Source organism: Synechococcus sp. R60.1 (assembly GCF_047461835.1).
Taxonomy (GTDB): Bacteria; Cyanobacteriota; Cyanobacteriia; order Thermostichales; family Thermostichaceae; genus Thermostichus.
On record NZ_JANSIA010000001.1, the window covers coordinates 48,202 to 63,752 of the forward strand.

Consider the following 15,551-nt stretch of genomic DNA (forward strand, 5'->3'; position numbering starts at 1 on the left):
TCCCTGCAGATCCATCACAGCTTCACCTCGATATCTACCCCTGCCGGCAGATCCAGCTTCATGAGAGCATCGATGGTTTTGGAAGAGGGGGAATAGATGTCGATAATGCGCCGGTGGGTGCGGGTTTCAAAATGTTCCCGCGAGTCCTTGTCGGTGTGGGGGGAGCGCAGCACACAGTAGATGCGGCGCCGAGTAGGCAAAGGAATCGGGCCAACCGGCACGGCGTCGGTACGACGAGCCGTATCCACGATTTTGTCGCAGGAAGTATCCAGCAGCCGATGATCGTAAGCCTTCAGGCGGATACGAATTTTCTGTTGAGTCAAGGTAGGCATGGCCGGAGAGCAATCCAGAAAAAGGGGGACTCAAAAAAGCTGGCAGGGAAAGTGCTCCGCGCCACTATCGCAACTGAGTTGGTCTGGGGCCGTCGGCACTCAATCCCTGCCGAGAAAAAGTAGCTTACTTCAGGATCTTGGAGACAACACCCGCTCCGACGGTACGGCCACCCTCGCGGATAGCAAAGCGCATCCCCTGCTCAATGGCGATGGGCTGGATCAGCTCCACCGTCATCCTGACGCGGTCACCAGGCATCACCATCTCCGGCTGGGATCCGTCATCAGCCGTGAAGGAAGAGATGGTGCCGGTTACATCGGTGGTGCGCACATAGAACTGAGGACGATAGCCGGCGAAGAACGGCGTGTGGCGACCTCCTTCCTCTTTCTTGAGGACATACACCTCAGACTCGAAGCTGGTGTGAGGAGTAATGGTCTTGGGCTTGGCCAGCACCATGCCGCGCTCCACTTCGTTCTTCTGAATGCCCCGCAACAGCACACCAACGTTGTCGCCGGCGATCCCCTCATCGAGGGTTTTTTGGAACATTTCCAGGCCAGTAACAGTGGTGGAGCGAGTTTCCCGCAGGCCCACCAATTCCACCGTTTCGCCCACTTTGATGCGGCCCCGCTCGATCCGGCCCGTGGCCACCGTGCCCCGACCAGTAATCGAGAAGACATCCTCCACAGCCATCAGGAAGGGCTTGTCCACATCCCGCTCAGGCGTGGGAATGTAGGAGTCCACCGCATCCATCAGCTCATAAATTTTGTCCACCCAAGGATCTTCGCCCCGCTGGGTTTTGGGGTTGGCGGTCATTCTTTCTAGGGCTTTCAGCGCCGATCCTCTGATGATGGGAACGTCGTCGCCGGGGAAGTCGTATTTGGAGAGAAGCTCCCGCACTTCCAGCTCCACCAACTCCAGCAGCTCTGGATCGTCCACCATGTCTGCCTTGTTCAGAAAGACCACCAAGCTGGGCACCCCTACCTGACGGGCCAACAGGATGTGCTCCCGTGTTTGGGGCATGGGACCATCAGCTGCAGACACCACCAAGATGGCCCCATCCATCTGAGCCGCGCCTGTGATCATGTTCTTCACGTAGTCGGCGTGGCCGGGACAATCCACGTGGGCGTAGTGACGGTTGGCAGTCTGATACTCGACGTGGGCGGTGTTGATGGTAATGCCGCGAGCTTTTTCCTCTGGCGCTGCGTCGATTTCATCGTACCGCTTGGCTGTAGCCTGACCCAAAGCAGCCAAGGTGGTGGTGATGGCAGCCGTCAGGGTGGTCTTGCCGTGGTCAACATGGCCGATGGTGCCAACGTTGACATGGGGTTTGGTGCGTTCAAACTTAGCGCGTGCCATGAATCGTCACTTCCTTTTTGGTTTCAGTCAGCTACTCATTTCCTTTGTTTTTGGCAATGATGGCTTCGGCGATACTGCGAGGAACTTCCTCGTAGTGGCTGAACTCCATCGTGAAGGTGCCTCGACCCTGGGTTTTGGAGCGAATGTCGGTGGCATAGCCAAACATCTCCGCCAACGGAACCTTGGCATTGACTTTGGTAATGCCGCCTTCTGTATTCATCCCCTCCATCTGGCCGCGGCGGGCGTTGATGTCCCCGATGACATCCCCCACAAAGGCTTCAGGGACTTCCACCTCGACCTTCATCATCGGCTCCAGCAGGGTAGGGCTTGCCCTGCGAGCAGCCTCCTTCAGAGCCATCGAACCGGCGATCTTGAAGGCCATTTCGCTGGAGTCCACCTCGTGGTAGGAGCCATCCACCAGGGTGGCGCGGATGTCGATCAAGGGATAGCCCGCCAGCACACCGGATTCGCAGGCTTCTCGGATCCCTTGCTCGGCTGGCCCAATGTATTCTTTGGGCACAACGCCACCCACAATCTTGGAAACGAACTCAAATCCTGTACCCGGCTCCGCCGGCTCTAGGTCGATAACCACATGGCCGTACTGGCCGCGGCCACCACTCTGGCGAACAAACTTGCCTTCCACGCGGCTAACCGGCTTGCGAATGGTTTCGCGGTAGGCCACCTGTGGGTTACCAACATTGGCTTCTACGTTGAACTCCCGCAGCATCCGATCCACCAAGATCTCCAGGTGCAGCTCGCCCATCCCAGAGATGATGGTTTGATTGGTCTCGGGATCCACAGACACGCGGAAGGTGGGATCCTCCTTGGCCAGGGCCTGCAGGGCCTTGGAGAGCTTATCGATATCGGCTTTGGTTTTGGGTTCTACCGCTACTGAGATCACCGGCTCTGGGATAAACAGAGACTCCAGGATCACCGGCGCATTTTCGTCGCAGAGGGTGTCTCCGGTGGTGGTGTCCTTGAGGCCCACCACAGCTCCCAGATCTCCTGCCCGCAGCTCATCCACGTCCAAGCGTTCATCGGCCTTCAGCACCACCAACCGCGAAATTCGCTCCTTCTTGTTCTTGGTGGAGTTGAGCACATAAGTACCTTTGGTCAACACCCCCGAGTAGACGCGAATAAAGGTGAGATCCCCGTACTTATCACTCATCAACTTGAAGGCCAGGGCGGAGAAGGGCTCATCGTCGCTGGCACGGCGGGACACTTCTGAGCCATCCGGCAGCACCCCCTTGATGGCCGGAATATCCACAGGCGAGGGCAGGTAATCCACCACCGCATCCAGCAGCATCTGGACTCCCTTGTTCTTGAAGGCAGAGCCACACAGCATGGGCACAATTTGGCCGCTGATCGTGCCTTTGCGCAGACCCGCCATCAAGTCGGCTTCGCTCAGATCTTCTTCGGCGAAGTACTTTTCCATCAGAGCTTCGTCCGTCTCGGCCACTGCTTCCACCAGCTTGGCCCGATACTCCGCCACGAGATCTTTCATCTCCTCAGGGATGGGGGCCGGACGAATGTCTTTGCCGATCTCATCCATATAAATGCGGGCTTGCATCCGCACCAAGTCAACAATGCCGCAAAACCCGTCTTCGGCACCGATGGGCAGTTGGATGGGCACGGCATTGGCCTTGAGGCGCTCCCGGATCTGGTTGTAAACCTTGAGGAAATTGGCCCCCATGCGATCCATTTTGTTGACGAAGGCAATGCGGGGCACATTGTAACGATTGGCTTGCCGCCAGACGGTCTCAGACTGAGGCTGCACGCCGCCCACCGAGTCAAAGACGGCGATCACCCCATCCAGCACCCGCATGGAGCGCTCAACTTCAATGGTGAAATCGACGTGCCCAGGAGTATCGATGATGTTGATGGTGTACTCCGGTGCGCCGGAGAGGGGCTGGGAAGGATTTGCGGGATCCCGCTTAGTCCAACGGGTGGTGATGGCCGCAGCGGTGATGGTGATGCCCCGCTCCCGCTCCTGGGCCATCCAATCGGTGACCGCAGTTCCGTCGTGAACTTCGCCAATTTTGTGTACCAGACCGGAGTAGAAGAGAATCCGCTCTGTGGTCGTGGTCTTGCCAGCATCGATGTGAGCCGCGATGCCGATGTTTCGGACTCGTTCTAGGGGAACTGTGCGTGCCACGTCAACCTCCCAATCCTCGTCGCCCTGCGACTTGGGCAAACTAAAAAATCCTTTACAATTCTAATCTTTTTTGCCGATTTTTCTCCACCTCGCTGGAACTCGGGCTGGGCAGAACAGGGATCGCAAAAGTCTCCACTGCTCCGCCAGGCTAGTTCAGTAGCGGTAGTGGGCAAAGGCCTTGTTGGCCTCGGCCATGCGATGCACCTCTTCCCGCCGTCGAATGGCGCTGCCGGTTTCGTTGGCTGCATCGATCAGCTCATTGGCCAACTTGGCGGCCATGGTGCGACCTGGACGAGTGCGCGAAAAGGTCACCAACCAGCGCAGCGCTAGGGAAGTGCCCCGTTCTCCTCTCACCTCCACAGGCACCTGATAAGTGGCTCCGCCCACCCGGCGGGCTTTCACCTCCACCAGTGGGGTGGCGTTGCGAACAGCATTTTCCAGCAAGGGCAGTGGGTCTTGGCCAGTGCGCTCCCGCACAATGTCCAGAGCTTCATAGAGGATCCTGGCAGCCAGGGATGCCTTACCCCTCATCATCAACTTGCGGATCAGCATGGTAACCAGACGGCTCCCATACTTGGGATCCGGGGGCACATCACGACGAGGGGCACGGTTGCGGCGAGACATAGGAGCTGGGTTGCTTGTTCAGATGGGGATGGCAGAAAGAAAGATGACGAGTGGGATATGGAGGGTTGAGGGTGAGGGCAAAGCTATTTTTTCTTGCCAGCGGCGGCTGGAGCTTGGCCCGGCTTGGGCCGTTTCGCCCCGTATTTGGAGCGGCCTTGTTTGCGGTCTTTGACCCCTGCAGCGTCGAGGGTGCCCCGGATAATGTGGTAACGCACGCCGGGCAAATCCTTAACCCGCCCACCGCGAATCAGGACCACAGAGTGCTCCTGCAGGTTGTGGCCGATGCCAGGAATGTAGGCAGTGACCTCAAAGCCGGAAGTGAGGCGAACGCGAGCCACTTTTCTCAGGGCCGAGTTGGGCTTTTTGGGCGTTGTCGTGTACACTCGGGTGCAAACCCCCCGCCGCTGTGGACAAGCCTTCAGGGCAGGGGACTTGGTTTTGCGAGCGGCAACGCTGCGCTCCTCACGGATCAGTTGCTGAATGGTGGGCATGGGCTGGCAGAGAAGGTCACGGCTTAAATTTTATCCGGTTGAATTATCCGGCGATATTGAATCCTAGCAAGGCGGGATCCCAGCGTCAACTTGGGGATGGACTGCTGGGCTGTTAGCCTGGCCGAGTCTGAATTTCGGCCTCGTTCCCCCCTTGCCTCAGCTTTTTAGGAGACTCTGCACACCAGAAAGGATCCCTAGCAGACGATGGGCTGGTTAGATTGGTGGATTGTGCCTCCATGTCCGCTTTGCCGGCGCCCTGCCAAGGCCGTGTTCTGTCAAGACTGTCAAAGGCGGTTGCAGGCGGAGCGCCTTGCCACTTGGCCAGTCACCACCTCGCCTTGGCCACTTTACGCCTGGGGGATCCACCGGGGGGCGCTGCGCAGGGCCATCTATTGCCTGAAGTACGAAGGACAACGGCGCATTGGCTCGGTTTTGGGAGAATGGCTGGGATCCCGTTGGGTCGAAAGCCAGTCCACCTCTTTAGGCTCCCCTGGGGCCTACACGGTGGTGCCCATCCCTCTGCATGCAGAGCGGCTGCGGCAGCGGGGCTACAACCAAGCCGCCTTGATCAGCCAAGCCTTTTGCCAGCGGACAGGTCTGAGACATTGGCCTGAGGCTCTGGTGCGGGTGCGGGCCACAGCGGCTCAACATGAGCTCAACCCGCTGCAACGACAGCACAACTTGGCCGGGGCCTTTGCCCTGAAACAAGTTCCGGCCACACCGGTGTTGCTGGTGGATGACATCTACACCACCGGCTCTACCGTTCAAGCCGCCCAGCAGGTGTTGGCCGCTGCCGGGATCCCGGTGGCCGGAGTAGTTGTCGTCGCCCAAACCCCAAAAGCTGCCTGTCCAGCCTGGCCCGGAACCCTAGCCCCTATCCCGCCTCCAGCAGATTAAAGGCCGTAACAAACATAAAGTCACAAAACTCGCGCACCAAGTTCGGATCCCGCCAGCCCTTGCGGGTTTCCTCCCGCAGCACTTCCAGGGCCTGTTCGGCGGTCAGGGCCGGTTTGTAGGGGCGAGGGGAGATCAGAGCGTCGAAGATGTCGATCACCTGAAAGACGCGGGCCAACAGAGGGATCTCTTCGCCTGCCAGCCCATCCGGGTAGCCGCTGCCATCCCAACGCTCGTGGTGGTGGCGGATGATCGGCAGCACATCCTGCATGGTGCGCAAGCCCCGACAAATGTCTTCGCCAATCAACACATGGGATTTCATGATCTCCCATTCTTCCGGGGTATGCTTGCCCTGCTTGCACAAAATCGCATCCGGGATCCCGACTTTGCCGATGTCGTGCAGGTAGCCGCCCCAGCGCAGGGCCTTGATCTGTTGACGAGACAGCCCCAAGTAACGGCCAAACTGTTCCCCCATGGCCACCAAGCGTTCGCAATGGTCACCCGTGGTGGGATCCCGGCTCTCCACAGCGCGGGCAATGGCAAACAACACCCTGGCAGCGTGATCCAGGTCTTCGTTCAAGCGCTTTTGGTGGATGGATGAGCGTACCCGCGCCAGCAGCTCCACGTGATCGAAGGGCTTGGTCAAAATGTCGTCGGCCCCCACCTGCATCCCCATCAGGCGATTGGAGCGGTCGGTCAGGGCTGTAATCAGCACAACGGGGATCAGGCGGGTCAGCTCATTGGCTTTCAGTTGTCGGCAGACATCAAACCCGCTCATGTTCGGCATCAGCACATCCAACAGCACCAAGTCTGGCCGAAGCCGCTCCACAGCCTCCAAAGCCTCTTCGCCGTTGGTGGCCTCGCTCACGCGGAAGTGGGCCGACCGCAACAGCTCACCGATGTAGAGGCGGCTGCTGGCCTGATCGTCCACCACCAAAACATGATCCGCCTCCGCCAGCTTCGGGTTTAGACGGGGAAAGGGGGTGTGAGTCAGGCGGGAGTTCATGGCGGTAAAACCTAGCCTTGCATCGAGTACGAGCTTTCCCCCTGAGTTGGATTCGGCGCAACTCTACGAGGGATCCCAGCCCAGACCCCTGGCGGTAGGATGTCAACGAACTCAAACGGCATCCCTCAGCCCTCGTATCTAGACACACTCTACACCCAGGTTTTTAAGACTGTACTCCGCAACTTTGCTGAACCTACTGCCCTCTTTGCAGGGCTGCCTGATGGGGATCCACATTGAGAAACACGGTGGCATCTCCCTCGACGCGGATGATGCGCAAAGGGGGCAGCGAGCCCGTCGGGTTTTGGATGCGCTCTTGCAGCTTCTCGTAGAACAGCAGATCCGCCAGTTGCGCGTTCTGCGCTGCCGCTTGTCCTTTCAGCTCAATGGCCCGCTGGTTGGCCGCCGCCAAGATCAGCAGCCGCTCGGTCTCTTTTTCCTGAATTTGCGCCCGCACTGCCGCCGTTTGTGCTGTAATCGAGGCCACCTGTTTGCGTTCAATCGAGTCTCTTAAGGCTTGTGGGAAATCGGGGTTGCCCAGAAACAGGCCCTCCACCTGCACCAGAGGCAGGGTTTGGCCATCGCGGTTGACAGTGGGCATCTCTTGGCGAATCAAGTCCAGCGCTCGTTGTTCGATGGCAGCCCGCTGGCTTTTCCGGTAAAAGTCTTCCGAATTGAAAGAGGCGGAGATATCCCGGATTTTGGAGCGCACCACCGGCACCACCACCGTGGAAAGATAGTTCTCGCCGATGTTGGCGTGCAGCTCGTCCAAAGTGGCGAGGTTGGGCTTGAGGGCAATGGCTACATCGATGGCAAAGGCTTGCCCATCGGCGGTGTTCACGGTGATGGCGTTGCTGATGGCATTGGCCGAGGCGGGGTCGTTGGTAAACTCCCAAACGCGGGTGAGCACGGTGTAGGTGATCGGCGTCTCGATCCCTGGGATCCGGAAGATGGCCCCTGGCAGTTCCACCCGCCCCTTCTGCAACCCGGAAAAGGTATTGAAAACTACAGTGGCATGTCCGGGCAAAGTGACGTACAGGCAAGCGCGGAGCACTCCCAGGGCCGCCAAGACGGCGATCCCTCCCGCGGTTAGCCAACCGGCTCTGCTGTGGGGTGCTTCTCCTGTTGGATACATGGCGGCTGCTCCCGTTTTAGGGTCGGTGAGAAGAGCTGAGGAAATTGGGGACAGGCTAAAAGGATTGATTTCCTGTTGAGTTATTTGGTGATCAAAGTTTCCAGACGGGATCCCAGTACCGCGGCTTTGACCACCTCTAGGTACTGCGGATTTTGGGTGAGGGCCTGTGCTTTGGCTCTCAATTGACCGGCTTCTGCCTCAGCTTGAGAAATGATGGCGCGGGCATCTTGGCGGGCCTGCTCGATCTCAAATTGCTTTTGCGCCAGTTGATTTTCGGCAATGGTCTTTGCCTCAATGGCCGCTACGAAATCAGGATCGAAATCCACATCCCGCAGCAGAAAATCCAAAACCTCGATGCCGTATTCCTTCAGCAGAAGAGCCACCCGTTCGCGGATTTGGCCCTGGAGCAGCGGACGCTCGGTAGAATACAGAGCCTGGGCGGAAAAGCCGCTGGTCTCATTCAGAATGACCGACCGGACGATGGGGGCGATGCGATCCAGGTAATTTTCCCCCAGTTGCGTATAGACCTTGGGGGCGTCCACAATGCGAAACTGCAGCGTCGCCTCAGCCGCAATCTGCTGCCCATCCTGAGAAAGGGCCACCAGCCGCGGCGCGTAGGCAGTCGGGTCGTTGTCCTTCCAGGTGAGGGCCTGCGTTTTTACATCGAAGGTAACCGTGCGCGAGACAAAAGGCGGCACCCAATGCAGACCTGGCTGCAAAGCCATCGGGCTCACCCCCCCTCCCCAGGTGAACACCACCATATTTTCTCCGTTGCCCACCAGTCGCAGCGGCCTGCCCATCGCCACTAGGATCAATACGGCTCCGGCAAGGGTGGCCTTGGGCAACCAGCGACCAACCCGCCTCTCCCAACCTTCTGCTCGCATCTCCCCATCTCCTGCGCATGCAGCCATTCTCGCGGCTGTGGGGAAATGAGGCTGAGAAATCGCCGCTATCTTTTAAGTTTTCTCCAGGGATCCCGCGAGAGATCCCGCGCTTGCTTACCCACTGTTCTCAACGATGTCGAGTTCTCTACAAAGTTCACAAAAGATCACTTCATACTTTGCAAAGACCCGTGACGGACAGGCGAAAAGGGAAGAAGATTAAAACATAATAAAGATTTGGGTTGCCGTTCATGCTACCTACTGTCGACTACGAGCGGCGAGACATCCAGGTGCCACCCTCATGCATTCCCGCTGCCGCCCAGGCCTTGATCCGGCAGGGGGTATCCATCTGCTGGCGGGAAGAGAGCCTGTCTGCCCTAATTCGTCTCGGATCCAAAGGCGCCGCCGACCGGGCCGCCATTTTGCTGGTGGAAATGAGCCTCATGGGCCAACCGGAAGAGCTAAAAAACTGGCTGGAGATGTGCTGGCAACTGCCCGCTTGTCTCAGGGAACCGCTGCAGGTGTAGGATAAAGGATCACTGCAGTTCAAGAGCCTGCCTCGTCGAGGAGAAACTGGCTGCCGTAGCCGGTAACGATGCGGGTTCCATCTTTGAGGATATGAATTTCCACCTGGTCACTGGCCCAATTAAGCTGGTTTTGCAAGGCGGGGTTGAAGACGTGCACCCGCTGGTTGCGGGAAGAGACCAGCGAGTGGGGGGAGTGAATGGCCTGAGATTGGAGATAGGGGCCGTCCACTAAAATATCCAGCTCTTGCAGCAGCTCCTGGGCGCCGGGAGGAGCTTGGGGGGAGTGCAACTGTTCTAGGGTAAAGCCGGTAAAAGACATCACTGTCAGCCCTTTGGCCTTGAGAAGCCGCGCCAAGCTGGCCAGGGCAGGAGCCTGCCAGAAGGGTTCCCCGCCGGAGAAGGTTACCCCTTGATTTTTGGGGTTGCTTAGGATTTGGGCTGCTAGGTCGGTCACGCTCACCAGTTGATGGATGACAAACGGCCAGGAAGCCGGGTTGAAACAGCCTGGGCACTCCCGCAAGCAGCCCTGCACCCACACCACCGCACGGCAGCCCGGCCCATTCACTTCCGACTCGTCCACATACCCCATCAGGTTGAGATAGCCGGGAGGAATCTGGGCCAGAAAGCTCAGCGCCATCTCTGCCTTGGACATGGATCACCCGCTGCAAAACCTCTTGAGGCTATTCTTAGCCTAATTGGCAGCTATGCTCATAAGGCAGTCATGAATCAATAATTAACGCTTGAGAACGATTGAGGCTCGTAGTTGCAAAAACAGGATAACTGGGAGGCTGCTGAGAAAGCTGCCTGGTCTGGAAACCGGCCCTACTCCAATTGCGCCCTCAGGGTTTGCACTCCCCGTCGCGACCAGCTCACCGCTCCAGCTCGATCGGCTACGTAGAGGGGCCGTTGTTTTTGCCGAAACCAGGCAGTCACTGCTTCGCTGACAGGGCCAGAGCTAATGCCCGCCTGCACCTGAAAGCGCTCCAGGAGATCCAAAATCAGGGATCCCCCGTCCCACCACAGCCAGTCGATCTGGGCCGGCATCAGCGGGGATCCGGTTAGCTCGGCTTGCACATGGGTGCCGGCAGAGCCCAGCAGCAGCCAATGGGATCCCTCAGCCTCCAGTGTCAACACCAGGGGATTGGTGTAGACAGCTTGCAGCCGCAGCCGCTCCGAGAAAGGCATCCGATCGCCTGGCTGCAGCACCTGATAGGGGATCTGGGCAGCTTGCACGGCACTAAGGGAACGCAGGTAACTTTCGGAAGCCGCATTAGCCCCTCCCCCATCCCAGAATTGCCCAATCGCGTTGGCGGGACGTACTCCTTTGGAGAAAGCCGACAGCAGGATCTCCCAGCCGCCATTGGCAGAGCCGGCGGAGGTCATGGCCACCGCCCCGTCCAGACGGTGCAAGCCCTGCTGCCGCAAAAAGGGCAACACCGTGCGTTCTGCCAAACGGGGATCCCCGCTGTTGAGCAAGAGGTGGCGCCCTTCCGCTTGAATGGCCAGGATGGGAATTCGTCCACTGGCCAAGGCGGTAATTTGGACCGGCGGCCCCGGCCACATCCTTGGACCCAGGAGGATGGCGGCCATGATCAGGGCTGTGCCCTGCCAGCGGAAGGCCTGTCGCCACCGCGGCCAAAAGGTTAGGGCCACCAGCGCCCCGTAGAGGAGCAGGCACTGGAGCAGGGAGACCCGGCCGGTGTAGTAGGAACTCAGAGGCCAGCTGGCCATCCAGTTCACCCAGTTGATTAAAGGCGTGATCAAAAACGTCAAGGGCCGGGCCAGCAGGGATCCCAGCCCCGGCCAGAGCAAAGCCCCAAACGCCACCCCGAACCCCGCCACCAGCAGCGGCACCAGCAGAATCAGCAGCAGCGGGTTGGCCAGCAGCGAGTAGGTGGGGATGCGGCCAAAGATGGCCACTTGCAGCGGCAAGGTCCAGATCTGGGCTGCCAGCGGAACGGCCAAGGCGGTGGCCACAGCCGGAGGCAAAAAGTCCAGCCGGGAAACAATTGGGGCTGTTCCGACCAGCAGGCCCAGGGTGGCGGCAAAGCTGAGCTGAAACCCCAGGTCTGTAATCCACAGCGGCTCGTAGATTAAGAGCAAAACTGCCGCCACCAGTAGCGTCCCCAGGGGATTGAGCTTCACCTTTCCTTCCAGGCGCGGCTCCGTCAGCACCAGCATGGCCGCCGCCCCCATCAGTGCCGCTCGCAACACCGAAGGGCTGAACCCCGTGAGGGCGGTATAAAGCCCCAGCACCGCCAGGATGCTCCCCTGCTGCAGGCGCACCGCCAACCGCCGTGTCAGGACAAACACCACCCCCACCAACAGCGACACATGGAACCCAGAGGCGGCCAGCGCATGGGCCATGCCGATTTCCCGGAAGGCATCCTGCAAGTCGAAATCCAATTGGGCGGCCCGGGATCCCAGCACCAAGGAAGCCAACAGATTCCCCTGCCGCTCCCCCAATCCAGCAACGAACGCCTCTCGCACCCGCCGCCGCAACACCCAGCCCCCCCAACCTCTTCCCCCCGGCTGCAGGATCACCTCACGGGCGCTGAAGCCGGCAAAAGCCCCCTGGCGCTGCAGGTAGGCTTGAAAATCAAAGCTGCCCGGGTTCAAGGCCGGACTGGGCAGGTACAGGGATCCCGTCAGGCGCACCCGTTGGTTGGGGTGGAGATCCTTGTCCTGGAGGGCCTCAGGGCCGGTGGTGACGTAGAGCTTGCCGCTGACCTGGCGGGCCGTGGAGTCGGCGTTGAGCACCTGCTCTGCTCTCAGCCAAAATTGCCGCCGTTCGCTGCGGGTGGGACGAGGTTCCGAGAGGACGGTGCCCACCAAGTTCATCTGCTGCTGGGGGGCCAACAGGCTGATATCCGTCGGCCCGGGAAAAGGCTGCCGCCAACCCAGGTAATTCCAAGCCAGACACCCCACCAGACCCATCGCCAGCCAAGTGCGGGCCAGACGCGGTTGCCGCCGGCACAGCAGGGATCCCGCCAGCCCCAATCCCAGCAGGATCCCCCAGCCCCACCCGGCAGCCTGGGGCCAAGCCCGCACCAGCAGGCCCAAGATCCAGCCCAACCCCAGCAGATAGGTTCTTTCCATGTGCCGCAGACCCGTCTGCCCCCCACTGTACCGATGTGGTCAAGCGGGATCCATTGCGTTGTCTTAACCTTGCTCGCCTGCCGAAAGAATTGTATTAAAGGATACTCTTTCTCGACCTTGGCAAAGGGAGTGTAGATTAGGGCTGGTCGCGCCAGCGGGATGTAGTCCTTGGCAGTTTCCTGCGCCGGCATCCTGAAAACGACCCTAAAACGACCCTAAGTTATCTGTCCCCTTCCCCGCTGTTTCCCCTAGACCCTATGCGCATCCGATCCATCCGCGTTCTCAGTGGCCCCAACTACTGGAGCATCCGTCGTCATAAGCTGATTCAAATGCGGCTTGATCTGGAAGACTTGCAGGAGCGACCCACCAACACCATCCCGGGTTTCAAAGAAAGGTTGGAGGCCCTGTTGCCGGGACTGTGGGAACACCAGTGCTCCCGCGGCTGCTATGGGGGATTCTTGCAACGGGTGGAAGAGGGCACCCTCATGGGCCATGTGGTGGAGCATGTGGCCTTGGAACTGCAGACTCTGGCCGGCATGAAAGTGGATTTTGGCCGCACCCGCGAAACCTCCACCCCCGGCACCTACAACGTGGTGTTCGAGTATCAAGAGGCAGAGGCCGGGCGCTTTGCGGCCAAAGCTGCAGTCTACCTCTGTCAGGCTTTGGTGGACGGAGAAGACTACCGCCGCGACCTAGAACTGGACATTCAAGAGTTGCGAGAGATCCGAGAGAACGTCCGCTTCGGCCCCAGCACCCAAGCTTTGCTGGACGAGGCCGCCCTGCGCGGGATCCCCTATCTGCGCCTCAACAAGGGATCCCTGGTGCAACTGGGGTACGGCGTCTACCAAAAGCGCATCGAAGCCACCACCACTGAAAAAACCAGCATCATTGCCGCCGACCTGGCCGCCGACAAGCGGGCCACCAAAGAACTGCTGCAGGACATGGGGATCCCGGTGCCCAAGGGCTATACGGTGCGTCGCCGCAGCGAGTTGGCAGCCACCATCGAGGATGTCGGGGGCTTTCCGGTGGTGATCAAGCCCCTTAACGCCAACCACGGCAAGGGCATCACCGTCAACATCACCAGCCTGGAAGCCGCCGAGATCGCCTACGATGCCGCCAGCCAATACTCCGATGTGGTGTTGGTGGAAAAGCACCTGGTGGGGGATGACTACCGACTGCTGGTGATCAACAACAAGCTGGTGGCTGTGGCCAAGCGGATCCCAGCCTATGTGGTGGGAGATGGCCGCTCCACCATTCAAGAGCTGATTGACGAAGTCAACAGGGATCCGCGGCGGGGGTTTGGCCACGAAAACGTGCTGACCCAAATTAGCGTTGATGACATGACCCTGCGTATCCTCGAAAGCAAAGGCTACACCCTGGATACGGTGCTGCCCAAAGGAGAACATTGCACCCTCAAATCCACCGCCAACCTGAGCACCGGAGGCATCGCCGTCGATTGCACCGATATCATCCATCCCTACAACGCCTTCATTGCCGAACGGGCAGCTCAGATCATCGGCCTGGATGTGGCGGGCATCGACCTCATCTGCCCGGACATTGCCCAGCCCGTCAACGAAACCGGTGGCGGCATTGTCGAGGTGAACGCTTCTCCGGGTTTGCGCATGCACCTGGCCCCCAGCGAAGGGATCCCGCGCAATGTGGCTGAGCCCATCATCGACATGCTCTTTCCCCCCGGCAGCCACACCCGCATCCCCATCCTGGCCGTCACCGGCACCAACGGCAAAACCACCACCACCCGCCTGATCGCCCACATCCTCAAAGGCATCGGCAAGCGGGTCGGCTTCACCACCACCGACGGCGTTTACATCCAAAACCATCAAATTGCCAAGGGAGACATGACCGGCCCCCACAGCGCCCGCCTGGTGCTCAGGGATCCCACTGTAGAAGTGGCGGTGCTGGAAACGGCGCGAGGCGGCATTTTGCGAGAGGGGCTGGGGTTTCCGGAATGCGATATTGGCGTGGTGCTCAACGTAACCTCAGATCACCTGGGGTTGGGGGATATCGAAACCCTAGAAGACATGGCCCGCGTCAAATCCGTCTTGGTGGAAGCGGTACACGAGCGGGGCTACGCCGTCCTGAATGCCGATGATGGTCTGGTGGCAGCCATGGCCGCCAATGTCAAGGCGACAGTGGCCTATTTCAGCATGAACCCGGAAAATCCCCTCATTCAAAAGCACATTGCTTCCGGGGGCATAGCAGCTGTCTATGAAGAGGGCCACATCTCCATTTTGAAACGGGGCTGGAAACTGCGCATAGAAGATGTAACCAAAATTCCCCTCACCCTCTCTGGCAAGGCCAGCTTCATGATCCAAAATGTGCTGGCCGCTACTTTGGCAGCCTTCCTGCACGGGGTTTCCATCGACGACATCCGCATGGCGCTGGGCACCTTCACCAGTTCTGTAGCCCAGACCCCCGGTCGCCTCAACTTGTTTGATGTAGGGGGCTACCAGGTGTTGGTGGACTATGCCCACAACCCGGCAGGTTACGAAGCCATTCAAAGTACCCTAGAGCGCTGGGATTGCCAACGAAAAATTGGGGTTATCGGCGGGCCTGGGGATCGGCGCAACAGCGACCTACGAGAGCTGGGAGTCTTGGCAGCGCGCATGTTCGACCGAGCCATTGTCAAAGAAGATGATGACCGGCGAGGACGGGAACCAGGCGAGGTGGCCGCCCTAATCCGGCAGGGTTGGGAACAGGAAAAGGCAGGGGATCGTCTGCAGGAAATCTTGGATGAGGCAACTGCTATCGAAACCGCTCTGGAGAAAGCCGAACCCGGAGACCTGGTGGTGATCTTTCCGGCGGATGTACAGCGCACCATCCAGATCATCACCCGCTTTCAAGACAAGCTCAATCCCAAACCCAGTTACCGTGGCTCCTCCTACAGCATCGGCCCAGATTTGATCTCCCCCAGCCCTGACGGCAAGCCATCTTAGGACGGCTGTCGACAACTCCCCAGTACTCCATCAGTTGCTTCCGTTCTTCGGACAGGTATTGCGATATTGAGTGGGTGGAGATGACCCATGAGTTCTCGGCAG

Annotated in this window: 13 protein-coding genes; 3 read left to right on the top strand and 10 right to left on the bottom strand. The window is 59.3% G+C overall.

The window, feature by feature from the left end; all coding sequences use genetic code 11:
- Window positions 1-14 precede the first annotated feature (14 nt).
- From rpsJ to rpsL, 5 genes are all read right to left on the bottom strand, one after another.
- Window positions 15-332, bottom strand: a complete 318-nt coding sequence (rpsJ, locus tag NW834_RS00240; protein ID WP_414328725.1) for a 30S ribosomal protein S10 — start codon at window positions 330-332, stop codon at window positions 15-17.
- A gap of 124 nt (window positions 333-456) precedes the next feature.
- A complete protein-coding gene (gene tuf / locus NW834_RS00245; protein WP_414413642.1) occupies window positions 457-1,686 on the bottom strand; it encodes an elongation factor Tu in 1,230 nt (409 codons plus the stop codon).
- 31 nt (window positions 1,687-1,717) lie between these two features.
- Window positions 1,718-3,841, bottom strand: coding sequence for an elongation factor G (gene fusA / locus NW834_RS00250; protein WP_011432555.1), 2,124 nt, complete (start codon window positions 3,839-3,841; stop codon window positions 1,718-1,720).
- A gap of 153 nt (window positions 3,842-3,994) precedes the next feature.
- Window positions 3,995-4,465 (bottom strand): 30S ribosomal protein S7, encoded by a 471-nt coding sequence (gene rpsG, locus NW834_RS00255; protein ID WP_011432554.1) that lies wholly within the window; start codon window positions 4,463-4,465, stop codon window positions 3,995-3,997.
- An 83-nt stretch (window positions 4,466-4,548) separates the two neighbouring features.
- Window positions 4,549-4,956 (bottom strand): 30S ribosomal protein S12, encoded by a 408-nt coding sequence (gene rpsL, locus NW834_RS00260; RefSeq protein ID WP_414349901.1) that lies wholly within the window; start codon window positions 4,954-4,956, stop codon window positions 4,549-4,551.
- Between the two features lie 204 nt (window positions 4,957-5,160).
- Here rpsL and NW834_RS00265 point away from each other — a divergent pair, with 204 nt between their 5' ends.
- Complete coding sequence (locus NW834_RS00265) at window positions 5,161-5,853, top strand: ComF family protein (RefSeq protein WP_414328728.1); 693 nt, start codon at window positions 5,161-5,163, stop codon at window positions 5,851-5,853.
- On the opposite strand, the gene NW834_RS00270 is transcribed toward NW834_RS00265, so the two are convergent.
- The 3 genes from NW834_RS00270 to NW834_RS00280 all read right to left on the bottom strand — a co-directional run bounded on the left by NW834_RS00270 (window position 5,831) and on the right by NW834_RS00280 (window position 8,872).
- On the bottom strand, window positions 5,831-6,856 hold the full coding sequence (locus NW834_RS00270; RefSeq protein WP_414328730.1) for an HD-GYP domain-containing protein: 1,026 nt from the start codon (window positions 6,854-6,856) through the stop codon (window positions 5,831-5,833). The genes NW834_RS00265 and NW834_RS00270 overlap by 23 nt on opposite strands.
- 193 nt (window positions 6,857-7,049) lie before the next feature.
- Window positions 7,050-7,988, bottom strand: coding sequence for a prohibitin family protein (locus tag NW834_RS00275; protein ID WP_414328732.1), 939 nt, complete (start codon window positions 7,986-7,988; stop codon window positions 7,050-7,052).
- An 80-nt stretch (window positions 7,989-8,068) separates the two neighbouring features.
- A complete protein-coding gene (locus NW834_RS00280) occupies window positions 8,069-8,872 on the bottom strand; it encodes a prohibitin family protein (protein ID WP_414413669.1) in 804 nt (267 codons plus the stop codon).
- Window positions 8,873-9,120: 248 nt separating this feature from the next.
- Here NW834_RS00280 and NW834_RS00285 point away from each other — a divergent pair, with 248 nt between their 5' ends.
- Window positions 9,121-9,396, top strand: coding sequence for a hypothetical protein (locus tag NW834_RS00285; RefSeq protein WP_414330279.1), 276 nt, complete (start codon window positions 9,121-9,123; stop codon window positions 9,394-9,396).
- A gap of 19 nt (window positions 9,397-9,415) precedes the next feature.
- On the opposite strand, the gene NW834_RS00290 is transcribed toward NW834_RS00285, so the two are convergent.
- Both NW834_RS00290 and NW834_RS00295 read right to left on the bottom strand, forming a co-directional pair.
- Window positions 9,416-10,048, bottom strand: a complete 633-nt coding sequence (locus NW834_RS00290) for a 4Fe-4S single cluster domain-containing protein (protein WP_414330282.1) — start codon at window positions 10,046-10,048, stop codon at window positions 9,416-9,418.
- 170 nt (window positions 10,049-10,218) lie between these two features.
- A complete protein-coding gene (locus tag NW834_RS00295; RefSeq protein ID WP_414419055.1) occupies window positions 10,219-12,495 on the bottom strand; it encodes a ComEC/Rec2 family competence protein in 2,277 nt (758 codons plus the stop codon).
- 257 nt (window positions 12,496-12,752) lie between these two features.
- Between NW834_RS00295 and cphA the strand changes: the two genes are divergently transcribed.
- Window positions 12,753-15,449 carry a cyanophycin synthetase gene (gene cphA / locus NW834_RS00300; protein ID WP_414343096.1) on the top strand — a complete coding sequence of 899 codons (2,697 nt, stop codon included), beginning with the start codon at window positions 12,753-12,755 and terminating at the stop codon, window positions 15,447-15,449.
- Window positions 15,450-15,551: the final 102 nt, after the last annotated feature.

Coding starts and splice junctions, on each gene's coding strand:
- rpsJ (WP_414328725.1), bottom strand. CDS start 332: ATGCCTACCTTGACTCAACAGAAAATTCGTATCCGCCTGAAGGCTTAC.
- tuf (WP_414413642.1), bottom strand. CDS start 1,686: ATGGCACGCGCTAAGTTTGAACGCACCAAACCCCATGTCAACGTTGGC.
- rpsG (WP_011432554.1), bottom strand. CDS start 4,465: ATGTCTCGCCGCAACCGTGCCCCTCGTCGTGATGTGCCCCCGGATCCC.
- rpsL (WP_414349901.1), bottom strand. CDS start 4,956: ATGCCCACCATTCAGCAACTGATCCGTGAGGAGCGCAGCGTTGCCGCT.
- NW834_RS00265 (WP_414328728.1), top strand. CDS start 5,161: ATGGGCTGGTTAGATTGGTGGATTGTGCCTCCATGTCCGCTTTGCCGG.
- NW834_RS00270 (WP_414328730.1), bottom strand. CDS start 6,856: ATGAACTCCCGCCTGACTCACACCCCCTTTCCCCGTCTAAACCCGAAG.
- NW834_RS00275 (WP_414328732.1), bottom strand. CDS start 7,988: ATGTATCCAACAGGAGAAGCACCCCACAGCAGAGCCGGTTGGCTAACC.
- NW834_RS00280 (WP_414413669.1), bottom strand. CDS start 8,872: ATGCGAGCAGAAGGTTGGGAGAGGCGGGTTGGTCGCTGGTTGCCCAAG.
- NW834_RS00285 (WP_414330279.1), top strand. CDS start 9,121: ATGCTACCTACTGTCGACTACGAGCGGCGAGACATCCAGGTGCCACCC.
- NW834_RS00290 (WP_414330282.1), bottom strand. CDS start 10,048: ATGTCCAAGGCAGAGATGGCGCTGAGCTTTCTGGCCCAGATTCCTCCC.
- NW834_RS00295 (WP_414419055.1), bottom strand. CDS start 12,495: ATGGAAAGAACCTATCTGCTGGGGTTGGGCTGGATCTTGGGCCTGCTG.
- cphA (WP_414343096.1), top strand. CDS start 12,753: ATGCGCATCCGATCCATCCGCGTTCTCAGTGGCCCCAACTACTGGAGC.